15 protein-coding genes are annotated in these 15,260 nt (G+C 60.7%); 11 read left to right on the top strand and 4 right to left on the bottom strand.

The genetic code is table 11. From position 1 onward, the window contains the following. The first annotated feature begins 11 nt into the window (after positions 1–11). Both MHM84_RS04735 and thpD read left to right on the top strand, forming a co-directional pair. A complete protein-coding gene (locus MHM84_RS04735; RefSeq protein ID WP_239263018.1) occupies positions 12–1,853 on the top strand; it encodes a protein kinase in 1,842 nt (613 codons plus the stop codon). Positions 1,854–1,969: 116 nt separating this feature from the next. Continuing rightward, positions 1,970–2,881 carry an ectoine hydroxylase gene (gene thpD, locus MHM84_RS04730; protein WP_239263016.1) on the top strand — a complete coding sequence of 304 codons (912 nt, stop codon included), beginning with the start codon at positions 1,970–1,972 and terminating at the stop codon, positions 2,879–2,881. A 51-nt stretch (positions 2,882–2,932) separates the two neighbouring features. Here the strand turns inward: thpD and MHM84_RS04725 are convergent, their stop codons facing one another. Next, entirely contained in the window at positions 2,933–3,964 is a 1,032-nt protein-coding gene (locus tag MHM84_RS04725) for a potassium channel family protein (RefSeq protein ID WP_239263014.1), read from the bottom strand. Between the two features lie 124 nt (positions 3,965–4,088). On the opposite strand from MHM84_RS04725, the gene MHM84_RS04720 reads away from it, so the two are divergent. Together MHM84_RS04720 and MHM84_RS04715 are read left to right on the top strand one after the other, a co-directional pair. Next, entirely contained in the window at positions 4,089–4,679 is a 591-nt protein-coding gene (locus MHM84_RS04720) for a DUF4202 domain-containing protein (RefSeq protein ID WP_239263012.1), read from the top strand. A 197-nt stretch (positions 4,680–4,876) separates the two neighbouring features. After that, the gene (locus tag MHM84_RS04715; RefSeq protein WP_239263010.1) at positions 4,877–5,332 is read left to right on the top strand and encodes a hemerythrin domain-containing protein; all 456 of its coding nucleotides are present in this window, start codon (positions 4,877–4,879) and stop codon (positions 5,330–5,332) included. A gap of 79 nt (positions 5,333–5,411) precedes the next feature. Here the strand turns inward: MHM84_RS04715 and MHM84_RS04710 are convergent, their stop codons facing one another. Together MHM84_RS04710 and MHM84_RS04705 are read right to left on the bottom strand one after the other, a co-directional pair. Then, positions 5,412–7,079 (bottom strand): FMN-binding glutamate synthase family protein, encoded by a 1,668-nt coding sequence (locus MHM84_RS04710; RefSeq protein ID WP_239263008.1) that lies wholly within the window; start codon positions 7,077–7,079, stop codon positions 5,412–5,414. A 113-nt stretch (positions 7,080–7,192) separates the two neighbouring features. Next, entirely contained in the window at positions 7,193–7,936 is a 744-nt protein-coding gene (locus tag MHM84_RS04705; RefSeq protein WP_239263006.1) for a helix-turn-helix domain-containing protein, read from the bottom strand. A 275-nt stretch (positions 7,937–8,211) separates the two neighbouring features. Here MHM84_RS04705 and MHM84_RS04700 point away from each other — a divergent pair, with 275 nt between their 5' ends. From MHM84_RS04700 to MHM84_RS04680, 5 genes are all read left to right on the top strand, one after another. Beyond that, positions 8,212–8,709 carry a hypothetical protein gene (locus MHM84_RS04700; protein WP_239263003.1) on the top strand — a complete coding sequence of 166 codons (498 nt, stop codon included), beginning with the start codon at positions 8,212–8,214 and terminating at the stop codon, positions 8,707–8,709. Positions 8,710–8,913: 204 nt separating this feature from the next. After that, complete coding sequence (ligD, locus tag MHM84_RS04695; protein ID WP_239263001.1) at positions 8,914–11,472, top strand: DNA ligase D; 2,559 nt, start codon at positions 8,914–8,916, stop codon at positions 11,470–11,472. Positions 11,473–11,488: 16 nt separating this feature from the next. Continuing rightward, positions 11,489–11,710, top strand: coding sequence for a hypothetical protein (locus tag MHM84_RS04690; protein ID WP_239262999.1), 222 nt, complete (start codon positions 11,489–11,491; stop codon positions 11,708–11,710). 14 nt (positions 11,711–11,724) lie between these two features. Continuing rightward, positions 11,725–12,501, top strand: a complete 777-nt coding sequence (locus MHM84_RS04685) for a Ku protein (RefSeq protein WP_239262996.1) — start codon at positions 11,725–11,727, stop codon at positions 12,499–12,501. After that, complete coding sequence (locus tag MHM84_RS04680) at positions 12,494–13,582, top strand: Ku protein (protein ID WP_239262994.1); 1,089 nt, start codon at positions 12,494–12,496, stop codon at positions 13,580–13,582. The genes MHM84_RS04685 and MHM84_RS04680 overlap by 8 nt, the downstream gene beginning before the upstream one ends. A 4-nt stretch (positions 13,583–13,586) precedes the next feature. Here the strand turns inward: MHM84_RS04680 and MHM84_RS04675 are convergent, their stop codons facing one another. Next, complete coding sequence (locus MHM84_RS04675) at positions 13,587–13,988, bottom strand: TraR/DksA family transcriptional regulator (protein ID WP_239262992.1); 402 nt, start codon at positions 13,986–13,988, stop codon at positions 13,587–13,589. A 238-nt stretch (positions 13,989–14,226) separates the two neighbouring features. Here MHM84_RS04675 and MHM84_RS04670 point away from each other — a divergent pair, with 238 nt between their 5' ends. Both MHM84_RS04670 and MHM84_RS04665 read left to right on the top strand, forming a co-directional pair. Further along, on the top strand, positions 14,227–14,838 hold the full coding sequence (locus tag MHM84_RS04670) for a L,D-transpeptidase (protein ID WP_239262990.1): 612 nt from the start codon (positions 14,227–14,229) through the stop codon (positions 14,836–14,838). 77 nt (positions 14,839–14,915) lie between these two features. Then, positions 14,916–15,179: an Lpp/OprI family alanine-zipper lipoprotein gene (locus MHM84_RS04665; RefSeq protein WP_239262988.1), complete on the top strand. Its 264-nt coding sequence runs from the start codon at positions 14,916–14,918 to the stop codon at positions 15,177–15,179. Positions 15,180–15,260 lie beyond the last annotated feature (81 nt).

Genomic DNA, 15,260 nt, shown 5'->3' with positions numbered 1-15,260 from the left:
GGGGCGTTGCCGTGAGCCAGGAGCAGCTCGAGCAGTTCTACATTCCGGAAGAGCAGTCGATCTACCTGCTCAGCCACGACGATGCGCGCAAGCTCAGGGACTGGGTGGCGCTGTGTCGCTCGCAGCTCGAGCAGCTCGGCTATCGCGACATCGAACTGATCGGCAAGGGCGCCTATGGCTTCGTGTTCGGGGGCGTCACGGCGCTCGGTGACGAATACGTGTTCAAGTTCACGCGCATCACCCTGCCGCAGCCGATCCAGGATCGCCTCGAGGAAGAGGCGTTCATGCTCGAGCAGGTCGAGCATCCTCGCGTACCGCGCCTGATCGCCTTCCAGCGCGTGCGACGTCAGGCGATCCTGGTTATGGAGCGTGCGCCCGGGATCAATCTCGAGGAGTTCTCGCTGCGTCATGGGCGGTTATCGCCACGACGGGTCGTACGCATCGCTGCCCAGCTTGCCGATATCCTGCGCAGCCTGCGCCGCGAGGCCGGACCGGCCGGCAGGCCCATCGTGCACGGCGACATCAAGCCGTCCAATCTGGTCTATGATCCGCATGCCGAGCGCGTGGCACTGATCGACTGGGGCTCGTCGGTGTTCGCCCAACTGGATGCCAACCAGCAGTTCGTCTCGGCCAATGTCATGGAGCTGATGTCCGACGACCTGCAGCAGACCAATGCACGCCTCGGCGATGTCTACTTCATCGGTGAGGAGCAGCTCAACGGCCACCTGTCATCGCCGCGTTTCGATGAGCAGGGGGTGGCCGGCACGCTCTACGCGCTGGCCTCGGCGCAGTCGTGTCGCTTCGGTCATCGGGCGATTCCCGCCACGTCGCTGGGCCTGCCGGTGGAGTTCGCACGGGTGCTGGACGCCATGCTCGACCCGGACCCGGCGGTGCGGACCCGGGCCGGGGACTACTTTCTCGATCACATGCCGCGCATGGCGCGTACGGTGATGATCGAGTTCGACGACAAGCCAGAGGCGCCGATGGTGCCCGTCTGGGTCCGGCCCAGCCGTCGCGGGATCGAGACCGTGGTCTACAGCTCGCGCAAGTCATTCCTGCGCGAGGAAGGTGGGCGCGATACCCTGCGTGCCGTCAATGACGTGCAGCTCGATCGGTACTACAAGAATTTCATGCAGGGCATGGGCGAGACCGAAAAGGCCTTCCTCGTGGCGGTCAGCCGGCTGGGCAAGTACCCGGTGGTCGGCGGGCTGGCGGTACGCTGGGAAAGCGACGGCGTCTACATCGATACGGTGCTCAATCTGCACGACATGGCGCTCAAGGCGGCGTTCGTCGCGGCGGTCAACAACATGGTCAACCTGGCGCGGGCGATCTACCGGCGCGGCGTGTTCAAGAGCTGCCTGTTCAATGCCCGCGATACCCTGCATGTCGACCGCGAGGCACCGGAGGCACCGTTCGTGCCCGACCCCGGCATGGCGATTGCCTATGAGGTCAGCGCTGCCCCGGATCTCGAGGATCGTACCCGCGTGCACTCGTACTTCGAGGATGGTCCCGATCCCGAGGAATTCCTGCAGTTGCCCGACGAGATCATGCGTTGCCTGGAAACGCTCAACGGTATCCATCACACCGGGATGATCATCTTCGAGGCATTGTCCAACCACCTCAAGATCCACAGCTACTATCGATTGCTTGATCCCTCTCGCGAGCCGGAATTCCAGGCCAGCCTGCAGGCCATGCTGGCCGCCGTGCCGCTCATCCGTGGGCTGGGTGTCTCCGGCTACATGAAGATGCCATACAAGGATACCCGCAAGTTTTCGCATGTCGAGCGGTTGCCCGAGCGCTTCTACCCGCGGGATCCGCGCGCCGAGATGGTGGTCAGGTCGATACCATCCTGAAAGAGCGCGAAGGCAAGCAAGATACAAACCGTAACGGAGCGGCATTGCGACGCGAGCGTATGGCCGCTACCTTGGGGTAGTTTGGAGACGCGCCGCAGACTAACGGAGGAGTTTGCATGAAAGAAACACAGGATCTGTTTCCCACGCGCCTGGAACGCAAACTGGGAATGTTCGAACGCATCGATCCGGTGGTTCACAGCGAGGGAGCGCAGCGCACGAACGGCCCGTTGAGCGAGGACGAGGTCAATGAGTTCGAGCGCAAGGGTTTTCTATCATTCGAAGGGTTCTTCGACAAGGCGGAAATGGAAGCCTTCATCCAGGAACTCCGCGACTACGAGGATGACGAGGATCTCAAGCTATCCGAAGGCACCATTCTCGAGCCCGGTCGTCAGGAAATCCGCTCTATTTTCGGCATCCATGAGATATCCGAGCGCTTCAGTCGCCTGACCCGCGACCCACGCCTGCTGGCCATGGTCCAGCAACTGCTGGGCGGCGATGTGTACATTCACCAGTCACGGATCAACTACAAGCCCGGCTTCAAGGGCAAGGGCTTCGACTGGCATTCCGACTTCGAGACCTGGCACAGCGAGGATGGCATGCCGCGCATGCGCTCGCTGAGCTGCTCGATCATCCTGACGGACAATGGCGAGTTCAACGGGCCGCTGATGCTGATTCCCGGCTCGCACAACTATTTCGTCCCGTGTGTGGGGCGTACGCCGCAGGACAACTACAAAGAATCGCTGAAGAGCCAGGACGTCGGGGTGCCCGATGACAACAGCCTGCGCAAGCTGATGCTCGAAGGCGACATCGAGGCGCCCAAGGGACCTGCAGGCTCGCTGGTGATGTTCGAGTGCAACACCATGCACGGCTCGAACATCAACATGTCCTGCTGGCCGCGCAGCAACCTGTTCTTCGTCTACAATAGTGTCGAGAACACGCTGCACGACCCGTACTGTGGCAACAAGCCGCGCCCGGAGTTCCTGGCCAATCGCAAAGACTGGAACCCGCTCAAGCCGGTCGACTCCTGATCGGAGCGATCCAAGGCGATCCAAAAAAGGCACCTGCGGGTGCCTTTTTTGTCAGTGAGTATCACGAGGGGGCTGCCATATATCCTGCCACTCCCAACCATCTTTGTGGACGTAAGCCAGCAGGAGCCTCTGGCGATCCTTGTCTCTGAGGTAAGCCTGGATGTCGGCGGGCGATGCTTCGATGCCCGGCAGCGTAGCGTAGACCTGCAGGTCGGGAATCACCGGTGCGGTGCTGGCCGGATGAATGAACGCACTGCTCAGCGTATCGAGAAACTGCTCGATGATGTTACGGGTCGTGCTCAGCTCGGCCCGGGTCTTGGCCGACAGGGACGGACAGGCATGGCAGACAATCGCCAGTGCCTGATAAAGCCGGGCCAGGGAGAGCGGCAAGGCGTTGTCGTGGGAATGCTTATCGCCGCTATGGAAATAATGCAGGATGGGAAATGCGAGATGTTGCTGACCCACGGTATTGATGGATTGATTGAGCTGTTGCAACTGTGAGCTCAAACTCTCGTAGCGGCCTTCATCGGCTGTGTTCTCGAGGATTTGGTAAGGGAACTGGCCCAGGGCGCTGATGGTCAGGGCCAACTGGCGCTTCTGGGTGACTGCGGAAACCACGTTGATCAGGTAGGTCAGCGTTAGCGTGAACAGGAAGAAGCCATTTCCGGCCGCCAGAAACGCCGGCAGGCGCCAATCATCATCTTTGGGGACGAAATCGCCATAACCCAGGGTGGTAATGGTATAGCCTGTAAAGTAAGCGCGTTCGATGAAGTTGGCGGGTTCCTTGGTGGTGGCATTGACCACGGCATCGTGGGAGGCGCAAAACAGCAGCAGCCAGCCCAGCCAGGCAATGGCCAGCCAGAACAGCACCAGCAAGAAGGCCGCCCAGGGGCCGGCGGCACTTAATAGATGGTGATGGTTGCGTCGGTGATGGATACGCAGCAACAGTCCCCAGACGATCGATATGAGACGATTGGTGAGGGGGCCGGCGCGCGAGGCGGAAAAGGTGGTGATAATGGCGTCGTAGTTGATGACAAGAATCAGCAGGGCACCAACGATACCCGCCAGGGTGCTACCGATCATAAATAAGGCCTCCTTACCCATACAAGCACTCGGCCGCAGTTCCCTTGCGGCCTGATTGGATAGCTTTCGCCACCATCATGCGATGGCATCCCTAACTTAGAAGGCAGCGGAGGAAAAGCCAAACGTGAGCGGTTATAACGAACGTTTCAATGTCGTCCTCCAGCGACTCGATACCCTGCATGCAGCAGACCCGAGGGTCGAGCGGGTCGATGGCAAGGACATTCCCCACGAACTGTTGTATGCCCAGCGCATGAGTGCCTGGCTCGAGCGTGTCGCGCCGGAGGCGCCGGAGACGTTGCGCTTGGCGGTTCGGGCGCAGCACCTCCAGCGTTGGACGCTGCCGCGCGATGACTACCCACGCGATCGGCCCGGCTACCTGGCCTGGCGGCGCGATCTGGGGCGGCGCCAGGCCGAGCAGGCTGCGGACATATTGCGAGACGCGGGCTACGATGAGCAGGAATGCGATCAGGTCGCACGCTGGATCCGCAAGGAAGGCCTGCGGCGCGATCCGCATACCCAGGCCTTGGAAGACACGGCATGCCTGGTGTTTCTCGAGTACTACCTGAGCGACTTTGCCAAGGAGCACGACGAGGACAAGTTGATTCGTATCGTGCAGAAGACGTGGAAGAAGATGTCGCCGCGAGGTCACGAGCTGGCGATGACGATTGCCCTGCCGGAGGCAGAGAAACGGCTGATCGAGAAGGCTTTGGCGTGACGTCGGAAAGCCTCGTGGCGATAGCGCTGTCGCGAGGGGCGATCGGGAGGCTAGCGGTTTGACACCTTCCGGCATGAGGCTACGTTGAGATGGCAAGCCAAGCGCTGCATGGATGGGGCAAGGTGCACATAGACATTCGGCCACCACCATGCACACATTGATACGACCGATGACGATAGCAAGGAGAGCTCCTCACGATGAATGCCCTCGAACTGCTCAAGGAAGACCATGACAAGGTACGCGATCTGCTTAGCCAACTGGTCAACAGCACGGAACGTGCCGAGAAGAAGCGTCCCGAACTCCTGGCCAAGATCGAGAAGGAAGTGACGATCCATACCAAGATCGAGGAGGAGATCTTCTACCCCGCTTTCAAGAAGGCCAGCGGCAAGCAGAACGATAGAATGTACTATGAAGCTCACGAAGAACATCGGGCCGTCGAAGACCTGGTATTGCCGGATCTCAAGAAGACCGATCCGACGGGCACTGAATTCTCTGGCCGGGCCAAGGTGCTCAAGGAGTTGCTGGAGCATCATGCCGACGAGGAAGAAGACGAGATGTTCGAGCAGGCACGCAAGACCATGTCGGAGCGTGAGCTGGAAGAGCTCGGCGAACAAATGCTGGCGCGCAAGAAGGAACTGATGGCTGCTGCCTGAGTTTCAGTCTCTTGAGCATGGCGGCCCTGGCAGCATCGTTTGCCAGGGCTTTTTGCTGTGTCGATTCCTGCCGCGTCGCTCAGCGTAGCTTGGTAGCGCGCAGTTCCTGAATCGACACTGGAGGATGGAAGCTATCTGATCGGGCCGCTTGCCAGTACTCCCGAAACACGGCATGTTCGGGAACGCCATGCAGCAGTTCGTCGGGCTCGAGAAACGGGAACAAGGACGCGAAGGAGCGTATCTCGTTCTTGGATACGCGCCGCAGGATATGCTCGGGGCCCAACTCGCTGGTGTCGTTCAGTCCGGCGGCGGCCAGCATCTCGGCCAATGCCTTCAGGGTATTGTCGTGGAAATGGAAGACACGCTGAGTCTTGTCGGGCACATCCAGCTTCTTGCCGCGGCGCTTGTCCTGCGTCGCGACCCCGCTGGGGCAACGGTCGGTATGGCAGGCCATGGCCTGGATGCAGCCCAGCGCGAACATGTAGCCGCGCGCGGCATTGCACCAGTCCGCTCCCAGGGCAATGGTGCGGGCAATATCGAAGGCGGAGACGATCTTGCCGGCGGCGCCGACGTGGATTTTGTCGCGCAGCCCGGCGCCGACCAAGGTGTTGTGCACCAGCAGCAGCGCTTCGGTCAGCGGCATACCCAGCCGGTTGATGAATTCCAGTGGTGCCGCGCCGGTGCCGCCCTCGCCACCATCGACGATGATGAAGTCGGGGTGTGTATCCGTTTCCAGCATGGCCTTGACCAGACCGAACCACTCCCAGGGGTGACCGATGGTCAGCTTGATGCCCACCGGCTTGCCGCCCGAAAGCTCACGTAAGCGCACGATGAAATCCATCATCTCCAGCGGCGTCGAAAACGCCGAGTGGGCGTAGGGCGAGATTACATCCTTGCCCACCGGCACGCCACGTGTCGCGGCGATCTCAGGGGTAACCTTGGCCGCCGGCAGAATGCCGCCATGACCGGGTTTGGCGCCCTGACTGAGCTTGATCTCGATCATCTTGACCTGCTCCAGGGTCGCCCCCTCGACGAAGCGCTCCTCGCTGAAGGTGCCGTCCTCGTTGCGGCACCCAAAGTAACCCGAGCCGATCTCCCAGACCAGGTCGCCTCCCTGGCGATGATAGGGCGAAATCGCCCCTTCTCCGGTGTCGTGATAGAACTTGCCCTGTTTGGCGCCGGCGTTCAGTGCGGTAATGGCGTTGGCCGACAGCGAGCCGAAGCTCATCGCCGAAATGTTGAAAATGCTCGCCGAGTAGGGCCTGGCGCACTCCTGGCCAATGGTGATACGAAAGTCGTGGGAGTCGATCCGTGTCGGCTTGAGCGAGGGGCTGATCCATTCATAGCCTTCGGCGTACATGTCCTGTACCGAGCCGAACGCCTTCTTGTCCAGCACGTTCTTGGCCCGCTGATAGACCAGCGAACGTTGCTCTCGTGAGTACGGTGTCTGCTCGGTGTCCGACTGGATGAAATACTGGCGGATTTCGGGGCCGATAGACTCCAGTAGATAACGGAAATGGGCCAGGATCGGATAGTTGCGGCTGACCGTGTGCCGGCGCTGATGTCGATCGTAGGTGCCAAGCGCCGCCAACAGCCCGAACAGCAGCGCTGCCCAGCCCCAGGCTGTCTCGAAGAGCATTGCGAATAAGGAGACAACCAGGCCGAGCAGGCTAAGGAGATAAGCGGCATAGCGTAACGGCAGGCGTGAGTTAAACGACAGGCCGAAAGGTTCCAGCGGTGATGGCATTGGCAACTGCGCTCCTTGCAATGGGATTGGGGTCGTGATGACCGTGACCGCCCGCATTGTAGCGATAGGTGTGCGGGGGCCGCCATGCCGAGCCCCCTTGGAGGCGGAGAAGGTCAGCAGCGTCCATTGCTGTCGGCCAGGCGTGTCAGCGCTTCCAGATCGTGGATATGGAATTCGCGGCCTCGAGAGGTGATCAGGCCTTGCTGTTGGAAACGCCCCAGTAGACGACTGACCGTTTCCACCGCCAGGCCCAGATAGCTGCCGATGTCGCCACGCGACATGGCCAGGTTGAAGCAGTAGGGGGAGTAGCCGCGACGTCGAAAGCGCAGTGACATGGCAACGAAGAAAGTGGCCAGGCGTACATCCGACGTCTTGCGCAGCAGCATATGCATCAGCAGACGCTCGTTCTGCAGCTCCTTGCTCATGCACTGGTAGAGATAATTACGCAACTCGGGGCTACTGCACGTCAGCGCTTCCAGCCGATCGAAGGGCAGCTCGAACAGCGTAGTGGTTTCCAGCGCGATGGCGTTGCCGGGATAGCGCTGCTCGCCGATGGCATCGAGGCCGATAATCTCGCCCGGCAGGAAAAAACTGGTGACATGTTCTTCCTGATTGTCGGTGGTCGAGACCTGTTTGAGACTGCCGGAATGGATGACATACAGGCTATTGAATGGCATGCCTTGCAGATAAAGCGCGTCGCGTTTGCGTAACGGGGCCGTACGTTTGGCAACGACACCGAACCTGTCGAGTGTCTCCGAGGACAGGATGGACGGCAGACAAAGCGAACTTAGCCGACAAGTCTGGTTGTTTAAATCGTGCTGTCGGGCAAATCGCAACACGGGATGCGGTGTCGTCATTATTCGCCTCCACCATTGTGCGGTTTGTCTTGAGTATGGACGAGTTTATGGAGAGCGGATACCACCTCGGTCTTCGGCATGGTGTGGCTGGTCATTGTGGGTGAAGCCGGCCGAGAGGTGACAATCGTCAAAGTTTTGTCATGACTTTGCCTGTACAGTGCGCGCCAACGGGCCTTCGCACCGGCATGAGAGGGCGTAGAGCCGCAAGGACAGTGCCGCTGGATAGTGTGCCGCTAGATAGGCCGGCCAAGCATGCCATGATGGAGAGACAGGGAATGCATTGCATCTACAATATGACATCGACAGTCAGCCTTTTTCCCGAAGACCTGCTTGTCGCGGCGTGTGCCCATGAAACCCGGGAGAAGGAGCGTTATCGGGTGCTGGCGCTTCGCTTCTTGCCTTTCGATGCAGTGGCCAGCCGTTTGCTGCAGATGCTCGCCGATGAGAGCGAACAGCGCCTGGAAGCCCTGGCGCGCGTTGCCGAGCGCATGGAATACGATGAATACCCCAACGGGCCGGCTACGAGCGGGCCGGCGGTAAAAGAGCGCCATTTTTTCATTGTCGATCAGCGCATGGCTACTCAATTGCTGGCCCGGACCGTCATCGACGAGCATCGCTCGCTGGCATTCTATCGCCAGTTGGCGGACGCCAACGCCACGCCGCAGATCCACAAGTTACTGTCGGGCTTCATTCATCAGAAACAGGCCCAGATCCGCGTACTTGAAGAGTCGCAGAATCAGGAACCGGTAGCTGGATTCCGCTACATAGCCTGAGTCGGCCATATCCGGCCATGGAGGGTCGGTTCATAGAGGATCTTCAGACGTCCGTCGGTTTCCCGACGGGCGTCTTGCTTTGTAGGACGCAGCAATCGGTTGGCGGTCCGGCAGCGCTTGACTAGGCTTAATTTCATCGAATGGCATGGCGAAGTGGGGTCAGGCACTGGTGATTTAAAGACCCGGCCTTCAAGGGCGAGAGCAATGGAAAAGCTCAAGGAATACCGACGCAAGCGCAATTTTGGGCAAACGGCCGAGCCGTCAGGTGACGTGCCGCGCGGCGAACGAGTGACGGAGCAGCTGTTCGTGGTGCACAAACATGCCGCCAGTCACGATCATTTCGATCTGCGGCTAGAGCAGGACGGCGTACTCAGGAGTTGGGCGCTGCCCAAGGGGCCGAGTCTCGAGCCGGGCGAAAAACGTCTGGCCGTCGAAGTCGAGGATCACCCGCTGGAATATGCCGACTTCGAAGGCGTGATCCCGGAGAAGTCCTATGGCGGCGGCACCTCGATGCTATGGGATCGTGGACGCTGGGCAACGACGGGCAAGCCGGGCAAGGATCGTATCGACTTCGAACTCGAGGGCGAGAAGCTGCAAGGTGCCTGGACGCTGACTCGCATGACGGGACGGCGCGAGAAGAGCGATCGCAACTGGTTGTTGATCAAGCGCCGCGATGGCAAGGGAGCGCCGATGACGATGCCGTCCGACGATGACCGTAGTGTCGCTACCGGGCGCACCATGCGCGAGATCGCCGAAGACCGCGACATGCTGTGGACCCGGGAGGGCGTTGTCAGCGAGTCGCCTCCATTGCCTGATCCCCAGACGTTGCCGGGCGCACGGCGGCAGGCCGTCACTAACGAGGTAAGTCCTCAGCTTGCCACGCTGGTGCGTCAGGCCCCGGAGGGCGAAGACTGGATTCACGAAATCAAGTTCGATGGCTACCGGGTGCTGGCGCGCCTGGAACAGGGTGAAGTGCGCCTGATCACGCGCAATGACAAGGACTGGACCCACCGTTTTCCCGAGCTGGCCCAAGTCATCGCGCAGTTGCCCGTGGACAGTGCGCTGCTCGATGGCGAGGTGGTCTCGCTGGCCCAGGATGGCACCAGCAGTTTCCGTCGACTTCAGGAAGCACTGAGTGCCGGACGCACGGTGGGTCTGGTCTATCAAGCCTTCGATCTGCTCCATCTGGAAGGGTATGACCTGCGCGAGGTGGGACTCGTCGAGCGCAAGCAGGCGTTGGCCCAGTTGCTCGAGTCGGCGGGTTTGGTAGGCCATAGCAGCGTGCGCTATGCCGATCATATCGAAGCTCAGGGTACGGCATTTTTCGACCAGGCCTGTCGCATGGGGCTCGAGGGCATCATCAGCAAGCGCGCCTCGAGTCACTACCAAAGCACCCGCAACAAGGACTGGGTCAAGACCAAGTGCGCCAATCACGAGGAGTTCGTGGTGGGTGGCTATACCGATCCCAGTGGCTCGCGTAGTGGCTTCGGATCGCTGTTGATGGGCGCCTTCGATGCAGACGGCCGCTTGGCGTATGCCGGCCGGGTCGGCACCGGCTTCAATACCCGTCTGCTCGACACGCTCAGCGCCAGGCTGGAGGCACAGGAAACCTCGACATCGCCTTTCCACGAAGCGGTGCCCGACGTGCGTAGCGTGCACTGGGTTCGTCCCGAGATGGTGATCGAGGTGGAGTTCACCGAACGCACGCGGGATGGCCGGCTACGGCATCCGATTTTTCGCGGGCTTCGCGAAGACCGTAACCCGGAGGAAATCCGCGTGAGTCCTGACAAGACACGGTCGGTGCCGGCGAGCGAGAAGGCGTCATCCGCGCCCAAAGCTCGGTCGGCTACCAGGACGAGTAGCGACGAAAGCCGCGTGCTCGGTGTGCGCCTGACCCATCCTGATCGGGTGCTGTATCCCGAGCAGGGCGTGACCAAGCGCGATCTGGCCCGATTCTACGCAGAGATCCAGGACTGGGTTCTGCCCCGCCTGATCCGACGACCGTTGTCGCTGGTGCGCTGTCCCGAGGGGCGTACCAGCGAATGCTTTTTTCAGAAGCACCCGCGTGTCGCCATTCCTGCCAGTGTGCCGCGCGTCGACATCGCGGAAAAGTCGGGAACTTCTCAATACCTTTATGTGGAAAGCGCCGCCGACCTGGTGGCGCTGGTGCAGGCGGGCGCACTGGAAATTCACCCGTGGGGCAGTCGTGTCGAGGACGTCGAACGCCCCGACAATCTGGTATTCGATCTCGATCCGGCGCCGGACGTTGGCTGGCAGGAAATCCTGCGCGTTGCCGGCACCTTGCGCGAGCGCCTGGAGTCGCTCGGCCTGGGCGCGTTCGTACGTACTACCGGGGGCAAGGGGTTGCATGTCGTCGTGCCGATCGTGCCCAGCGCGACCTGGGACGATGCCAAGGCCTTCGCCAAGGCAGTCGCTCAGCAGCACGCTCAGGAGGATCCCAAGCGCTTGACGGCCAACATGGCCAAGAACAAGCGCGAGGGGCGAATTTTCATCGATTACCTGCGCAACGGCCGTGGGGCTACCGCGATTGCCTCCTACTCCGTGCGGGCGAGGGAGAACGCGCCGGTCTGCGTTCCCGTGCGCTGGGACGAACTCAATGCGGCGCTACGCTCCGACCGCTATACGATCGAAAATCTCAAACGACGCCTTGCGGCACTGCGCGAGGATCCTTGGGCGGGTTATGACGATACCGCGCGCCCGCTCGACGCCGATCTGCTCAATGCCGTGGGCCTTGCTCGATGATTCCAAGGAGGATGCCTTGAGCCGCGACGATGCAGAGACACCCTGGTGGCTGGAGGCCGGTACCGAGACCTGCCAGTTTTGCCTGCGCACGTTTCACTACGAGGCGGGCTATCACTGTTACCACTGCGACAGCCCTATCTGCCCGGTCTGCGTGGTGGAGCTTCACGAGACGCGTCAAGTGAGCTGTCCCGATTGTCATGCCCAGGCTGATGCGTCGAATGGCGACGAATCCGGCTAGACGAGGAGAAGGCGATGGCTGCCAGAGCGATGTGGAAAGGAGTGGTGCGCTTCGGCGAGGTACGGGTGCCGGTCAAGCTCTATTCCGCCGTACAGGATCGCAGCGTGCACTTTCGCCTGCTGCACGGCAAGGACCGCTCCCCCGTCAAGCAGGCGATGGTCAATCCGCAAACCGATGAGGCCGTGCCATTCAGCGAGGCCCGGCGTGCCTATCGTACCGACGAGGGACGCCTGGTATGCCTGGAGCACGCCGAACTCGAGGAACTGGAGCCCGAACAGACCCGCGATATCGAGGTGATCAGCTTTCTGCCACCCGAAGAAATCGATCATCGCTGGTACAGCCGCCCGTACTATCTTGGCCCTGACGGTGAGGAAGACGAGTATTTTGCGCTGATCGAGGCGCTGCAACGTAGCGGTCGCGAAGGCCTGGCGCGCTGGGTCATGCGCAAGAAAGCGTATATCGGCGCCCTGCGCCTTCATCAGGGCTATCCCATGCTCATGTCGCTGCGCCACGATGAAGAAGTGGTGTCGCTGGACACCTTGAATTCGCCCGGCGGGGCACGTCTCGACGATAAGGAACTGGGCATGGCGCAGCAACTCATCGGCATGCTGGAAGCACCCTTCGAGCCCGAGCAATACCATGACGAGTACCGTGAGCGCGTCATGTCGCTGATCGACGCCAAGCAGCGCGGCGAAAGCGTCAAAGTGACCCCGATCCGTCGTCCCGAGCTGTCCGACGACGTGACGACGGCGTTGGAAGCCAGCCTGAAGGGAGGACGCAAGCGTGCCTAGAAAGCAGCGGGGGAAGCAGGATGATCAGGAGTCTCGGGTCAGCGGACCGCGCCCGTTCTGGTCGGGCAACATCACGTTCGGGCTGGTTAGCCTGCCGGTGGGGTTGTACCCAGCCAATCGCTCCAAGCCGGTGTCGCTGCGCATGATCGATAGGGACGGCACCCCGCTGGCGCGTCGCTACTTTTGCGAGAAGGAAGAGCGGCCGCTGCGTAGCGACGAGCTAGTGCGTGGCTATGAAGTCGAGAAGAGCGAATTCATCGTCATCGAGGACAAGGAACTCGACGCACTTGCTCCAGAGAAGTCCCAGGAGATCGATCTCAAGCGCTTCGTAGACGTGGCCGACATCGACCCCATGTATTTCGAGCGGGCCTATTTCCTGACCCCCGACAAGGGAATCACCAAGGCTTACCGGCTCTTGGCCAAGAGCATGGAGGACTCGCAGCGGGCTGGCATCGCTACCTTTGTGATGCGTGGCAAGGAATACCTGGTGGCCATCCTGGCCGAGAAAGGTATCCTGCGCGCCGAGACGCTGCGTTTTTATGAAGAGGTCCGTACGCCAGCGAGTGTCGGGTTGCCCAAGGTGCAGAGCGCGGACAGCCAGCGTGTCGATGGCATCGAGAGGGCCATTGCCTCGCTATCGTCGGACACGCTGGAGCGCAGTGCGCTCGAGGATTGGCACAGCCGCAAAATCATGGACCGCGTCAGTGAAAAGCTCGACAAGGGTGAAGGGATCATCGATGTCGATCCGGCAGAAGATGCTGAAGCCGAGCAGGGCGGCGAGGTGGTCGATCTGATGCAAGTTCTTAAGCAGAGTCTGGAGCAGGGCCAGCCACCTACCGAAACGTCAACTCCCCGTCGTGCGCCTGCAAGCGGCAACGCGCAGAAGCCTGCCTCCAGCGAAGGAAAGGAGCGCGAGAGCCGTGCCAAGAAGGGCAACGAACGGAGGGGGGCGCCGACACATGGCGACCTGGACGGCCTGTCCCGCAACGAACTCTACGAACGGGCGCAGGCGCTCGACATTCCCGGGCGCAGCAGCATGAGTAAGGCGCAACTCATTCGGGCCATCAGGCAGGCGGCTTGAACGCTCAGCGGCGTTTGCGTTCGAATCGTGCCTGTACCGCCTGGGTATACTCGGCTGCGGGATCCAGCAACAGTCGCTCGAGGCCGATGGGCTCGCCGGTTTGCAGGCAATAGCCGTATTCGTCGTGACGTAGGCGCTCGATGGCGGCATCGAGGCGTCGCAGCCGTTCGGAATCCCGCTCGGCCTGCCTGATGAGCAATGTCTGGTTGCCTTCCGCTACGGCACGGTCCATGGCGTCTCCCCAGCAGCGCCTCCCCTCGAGGCCGTCCTGGGCTTCGCGCAGGCGTAGCTGGGTTTCGTGACGCAAGCGGTGCAGGTAGTCCATGAAATAGGCTCGCTGTTCCTCGTTCATGTAAACGCTCTCCGGCATACCGAGCAGGCCATCTTTGTCGAGCGGCGCAGTCATGGTGGGCGTTTCGCTAGAGTTCGGTGCAGACGACAGCGGGAGCATCAGCGACCCAGATAGAGGCATAGCATGGCATCATGGCATTCCCTGCCAAATTGGCGTTCCAGATCGGCACGTCGATTCGACCGATTCCATGAATTACAGCTTGGTCGATAGTCATGGGTTTCGCCAATCGCCGAGACAAAGCCGTGAAAATCCTCTGCGCAGTGCATGACGTAGGGCGCTCGAATATCGCACAATGACATTCGCCGAGATGACCCGTTACCCGAAGGTGTCGTTGCCGATGAGTCGAAGACTGCTGTTTTGGATGGCGTTGGGTTTGTGCCTGGCATTGCTGGTCTCTGACCTCCACGCCGCCGAGGAGTCACGGGAAGTGTGGCTGCTGGTGGACGATAAGACTTCGACTCTGCACGTCTTTCGAGGCGATCGGGAAATCGAGCGATTCGCTCCAGTGTCGCTGGGTCGAGGAGGCGCCAAGCGCCTGCGGTTGAGCGGTAGTCGGGCGACGCCGACCGGGGAATTCAAAATAAATTGGATCAACGAAGATAGCCGCTTCCATATCTTCCTGGGTCTCGATTATCCTACGCCTGCTCATGCTCGCGAGGCTCATGAGGCGGGCATGTTGAGTGAACCCGAGTTCTATGATTATCTTATGTATTATCGCTGGCATGGTGCGCCACCACAGGACACCGTGTTGGGCGGTAGCATCGGGATACATGGTCTCGGTGACGCCGACCCGAACGTTCATCGACGTTTTCACTGGACGGATGGCTGCGTGGCAGTGACAAATGACCAGATCGAAAAGTTGGCGAATCTAGTACGGCTTGGCACAAAGGTAATCATCCGCTAGGTTACTAGCTGGAAGTAGCAATAGGCCTGCCTGTGCAGGAATGTAAGTCAACCAAGGAAGACCTCAAGGAGAACCGCATGAAAAAAACCAGCACCATGCTCAAGCTCGCAGCTGCAACTCTGGCCATGGGCGTTATGGCTGGCTGTGCATCTCAAGCTAGCGAAGAGCAGAGCGGCCAGATGAGCCAGGCGCAAACGGAAGCGACCGAGACCCGCAGCATGGCTCGCGAAGCGCTGACCACTGCGCAGCAGGCCCAGCGCACCGCACAGCAGGCTCTGCAGCTCGCCCAGCAGAACCGTCAGGAAATGGACCGCATGTTCGAGCGTTCCATGCGCAAGTAATCGAAACGTTTACGGCATCCCTTGGGATGCCGTTATCGGATTCGATACCGAGAAAGCCCTGCCTAGGCAGGGCTTTCCTCG

Source organism: Halomonas sp. McH1-25 (assembly GCF_022348165.1).
GTDB lineage: Bacteria > Pseudomonadota > Gammaproteobacteria > Pseudomonadales > Halomonadaceae > Modicisalibacter.
This window is presented reverse-complemented; position numbering and strand designations above follow the sequence as displayed.

Coding starts and splice junctions, on each gene's coding strand:
- MHM84_RS04725 (WP_239263014.1), bottom strand. CDS start 3,964: ATGATCGGTAGCACCCTGGCGGGTATCGTTGGTGCCCTGCTGATTCTT.
- ligD (WP_239263001.1), top strand. CDS start 8,914: ATGGAAAAGCTCAAGGAATACCGACGCAAGCGCAATTTTGGGCAAACG.
- MHM84_RS04705 (WP_239263006.1), bottom strand. CDS start 7,936: ATGACGACACCGCATCCCGTGTTGCGATTTGCCCGACAGCACGATTTA.
- MHM84_RS04665 (WP_239262988.1), top strand. CDS start 14,916: ATGAAAAAAACCAGCACCATGCTCAAGCTCGCAGCTGCAACTCTGGCC.
- thpD (WP_239263016.1), top strand. CDS start 1,970: ATGAAAGAAACACAGGATCTGTTTCCCACGCGCCTGGAACGCAAACTG.
- MHM84_RS04700 (WP_239263003.1), top strand. CDS start 8,212: ATGCATTGCATCTACAATATGACATCGACAGTCAGCCTTTTTCCCGAA.
- MHM84_RS04715 (WP_239263010.1), top strand. CDS start 4,877: ATGAATGCCCTCGAACTGCTCAAGGAAGACCATGACAAGGTACGCGAT.
- MHM84_RS04685 (WP_239262996.1), top strand. CDS start 11,725: ATGGCTGCCAGAGCGATGTGGAAAGGAGTGGTGCGCTTCGGCGAGGTA.
- MHM84_RS04670 (WP_239262990.1), top strand. CDS start 14,227: ATGACATTCGCCGAGATGACCCGTTACCCGAAGGTGTCGTTGCCGATG.
- MHM84_RS04675 (WP_239262992.1), bottom strand. CDS start 13,988: ATGACTGCGCCGCTCGACAAAGATGGCCTGCTCGGTATGCCGGAGAGC.
- MHM84_RS04710 (WP_239263008.1), bottom strand. CDS start 7,079: ATGCCATCACCGCTGGAACCTTTCGGCCTGTCGTTTAACTCACGCCTG.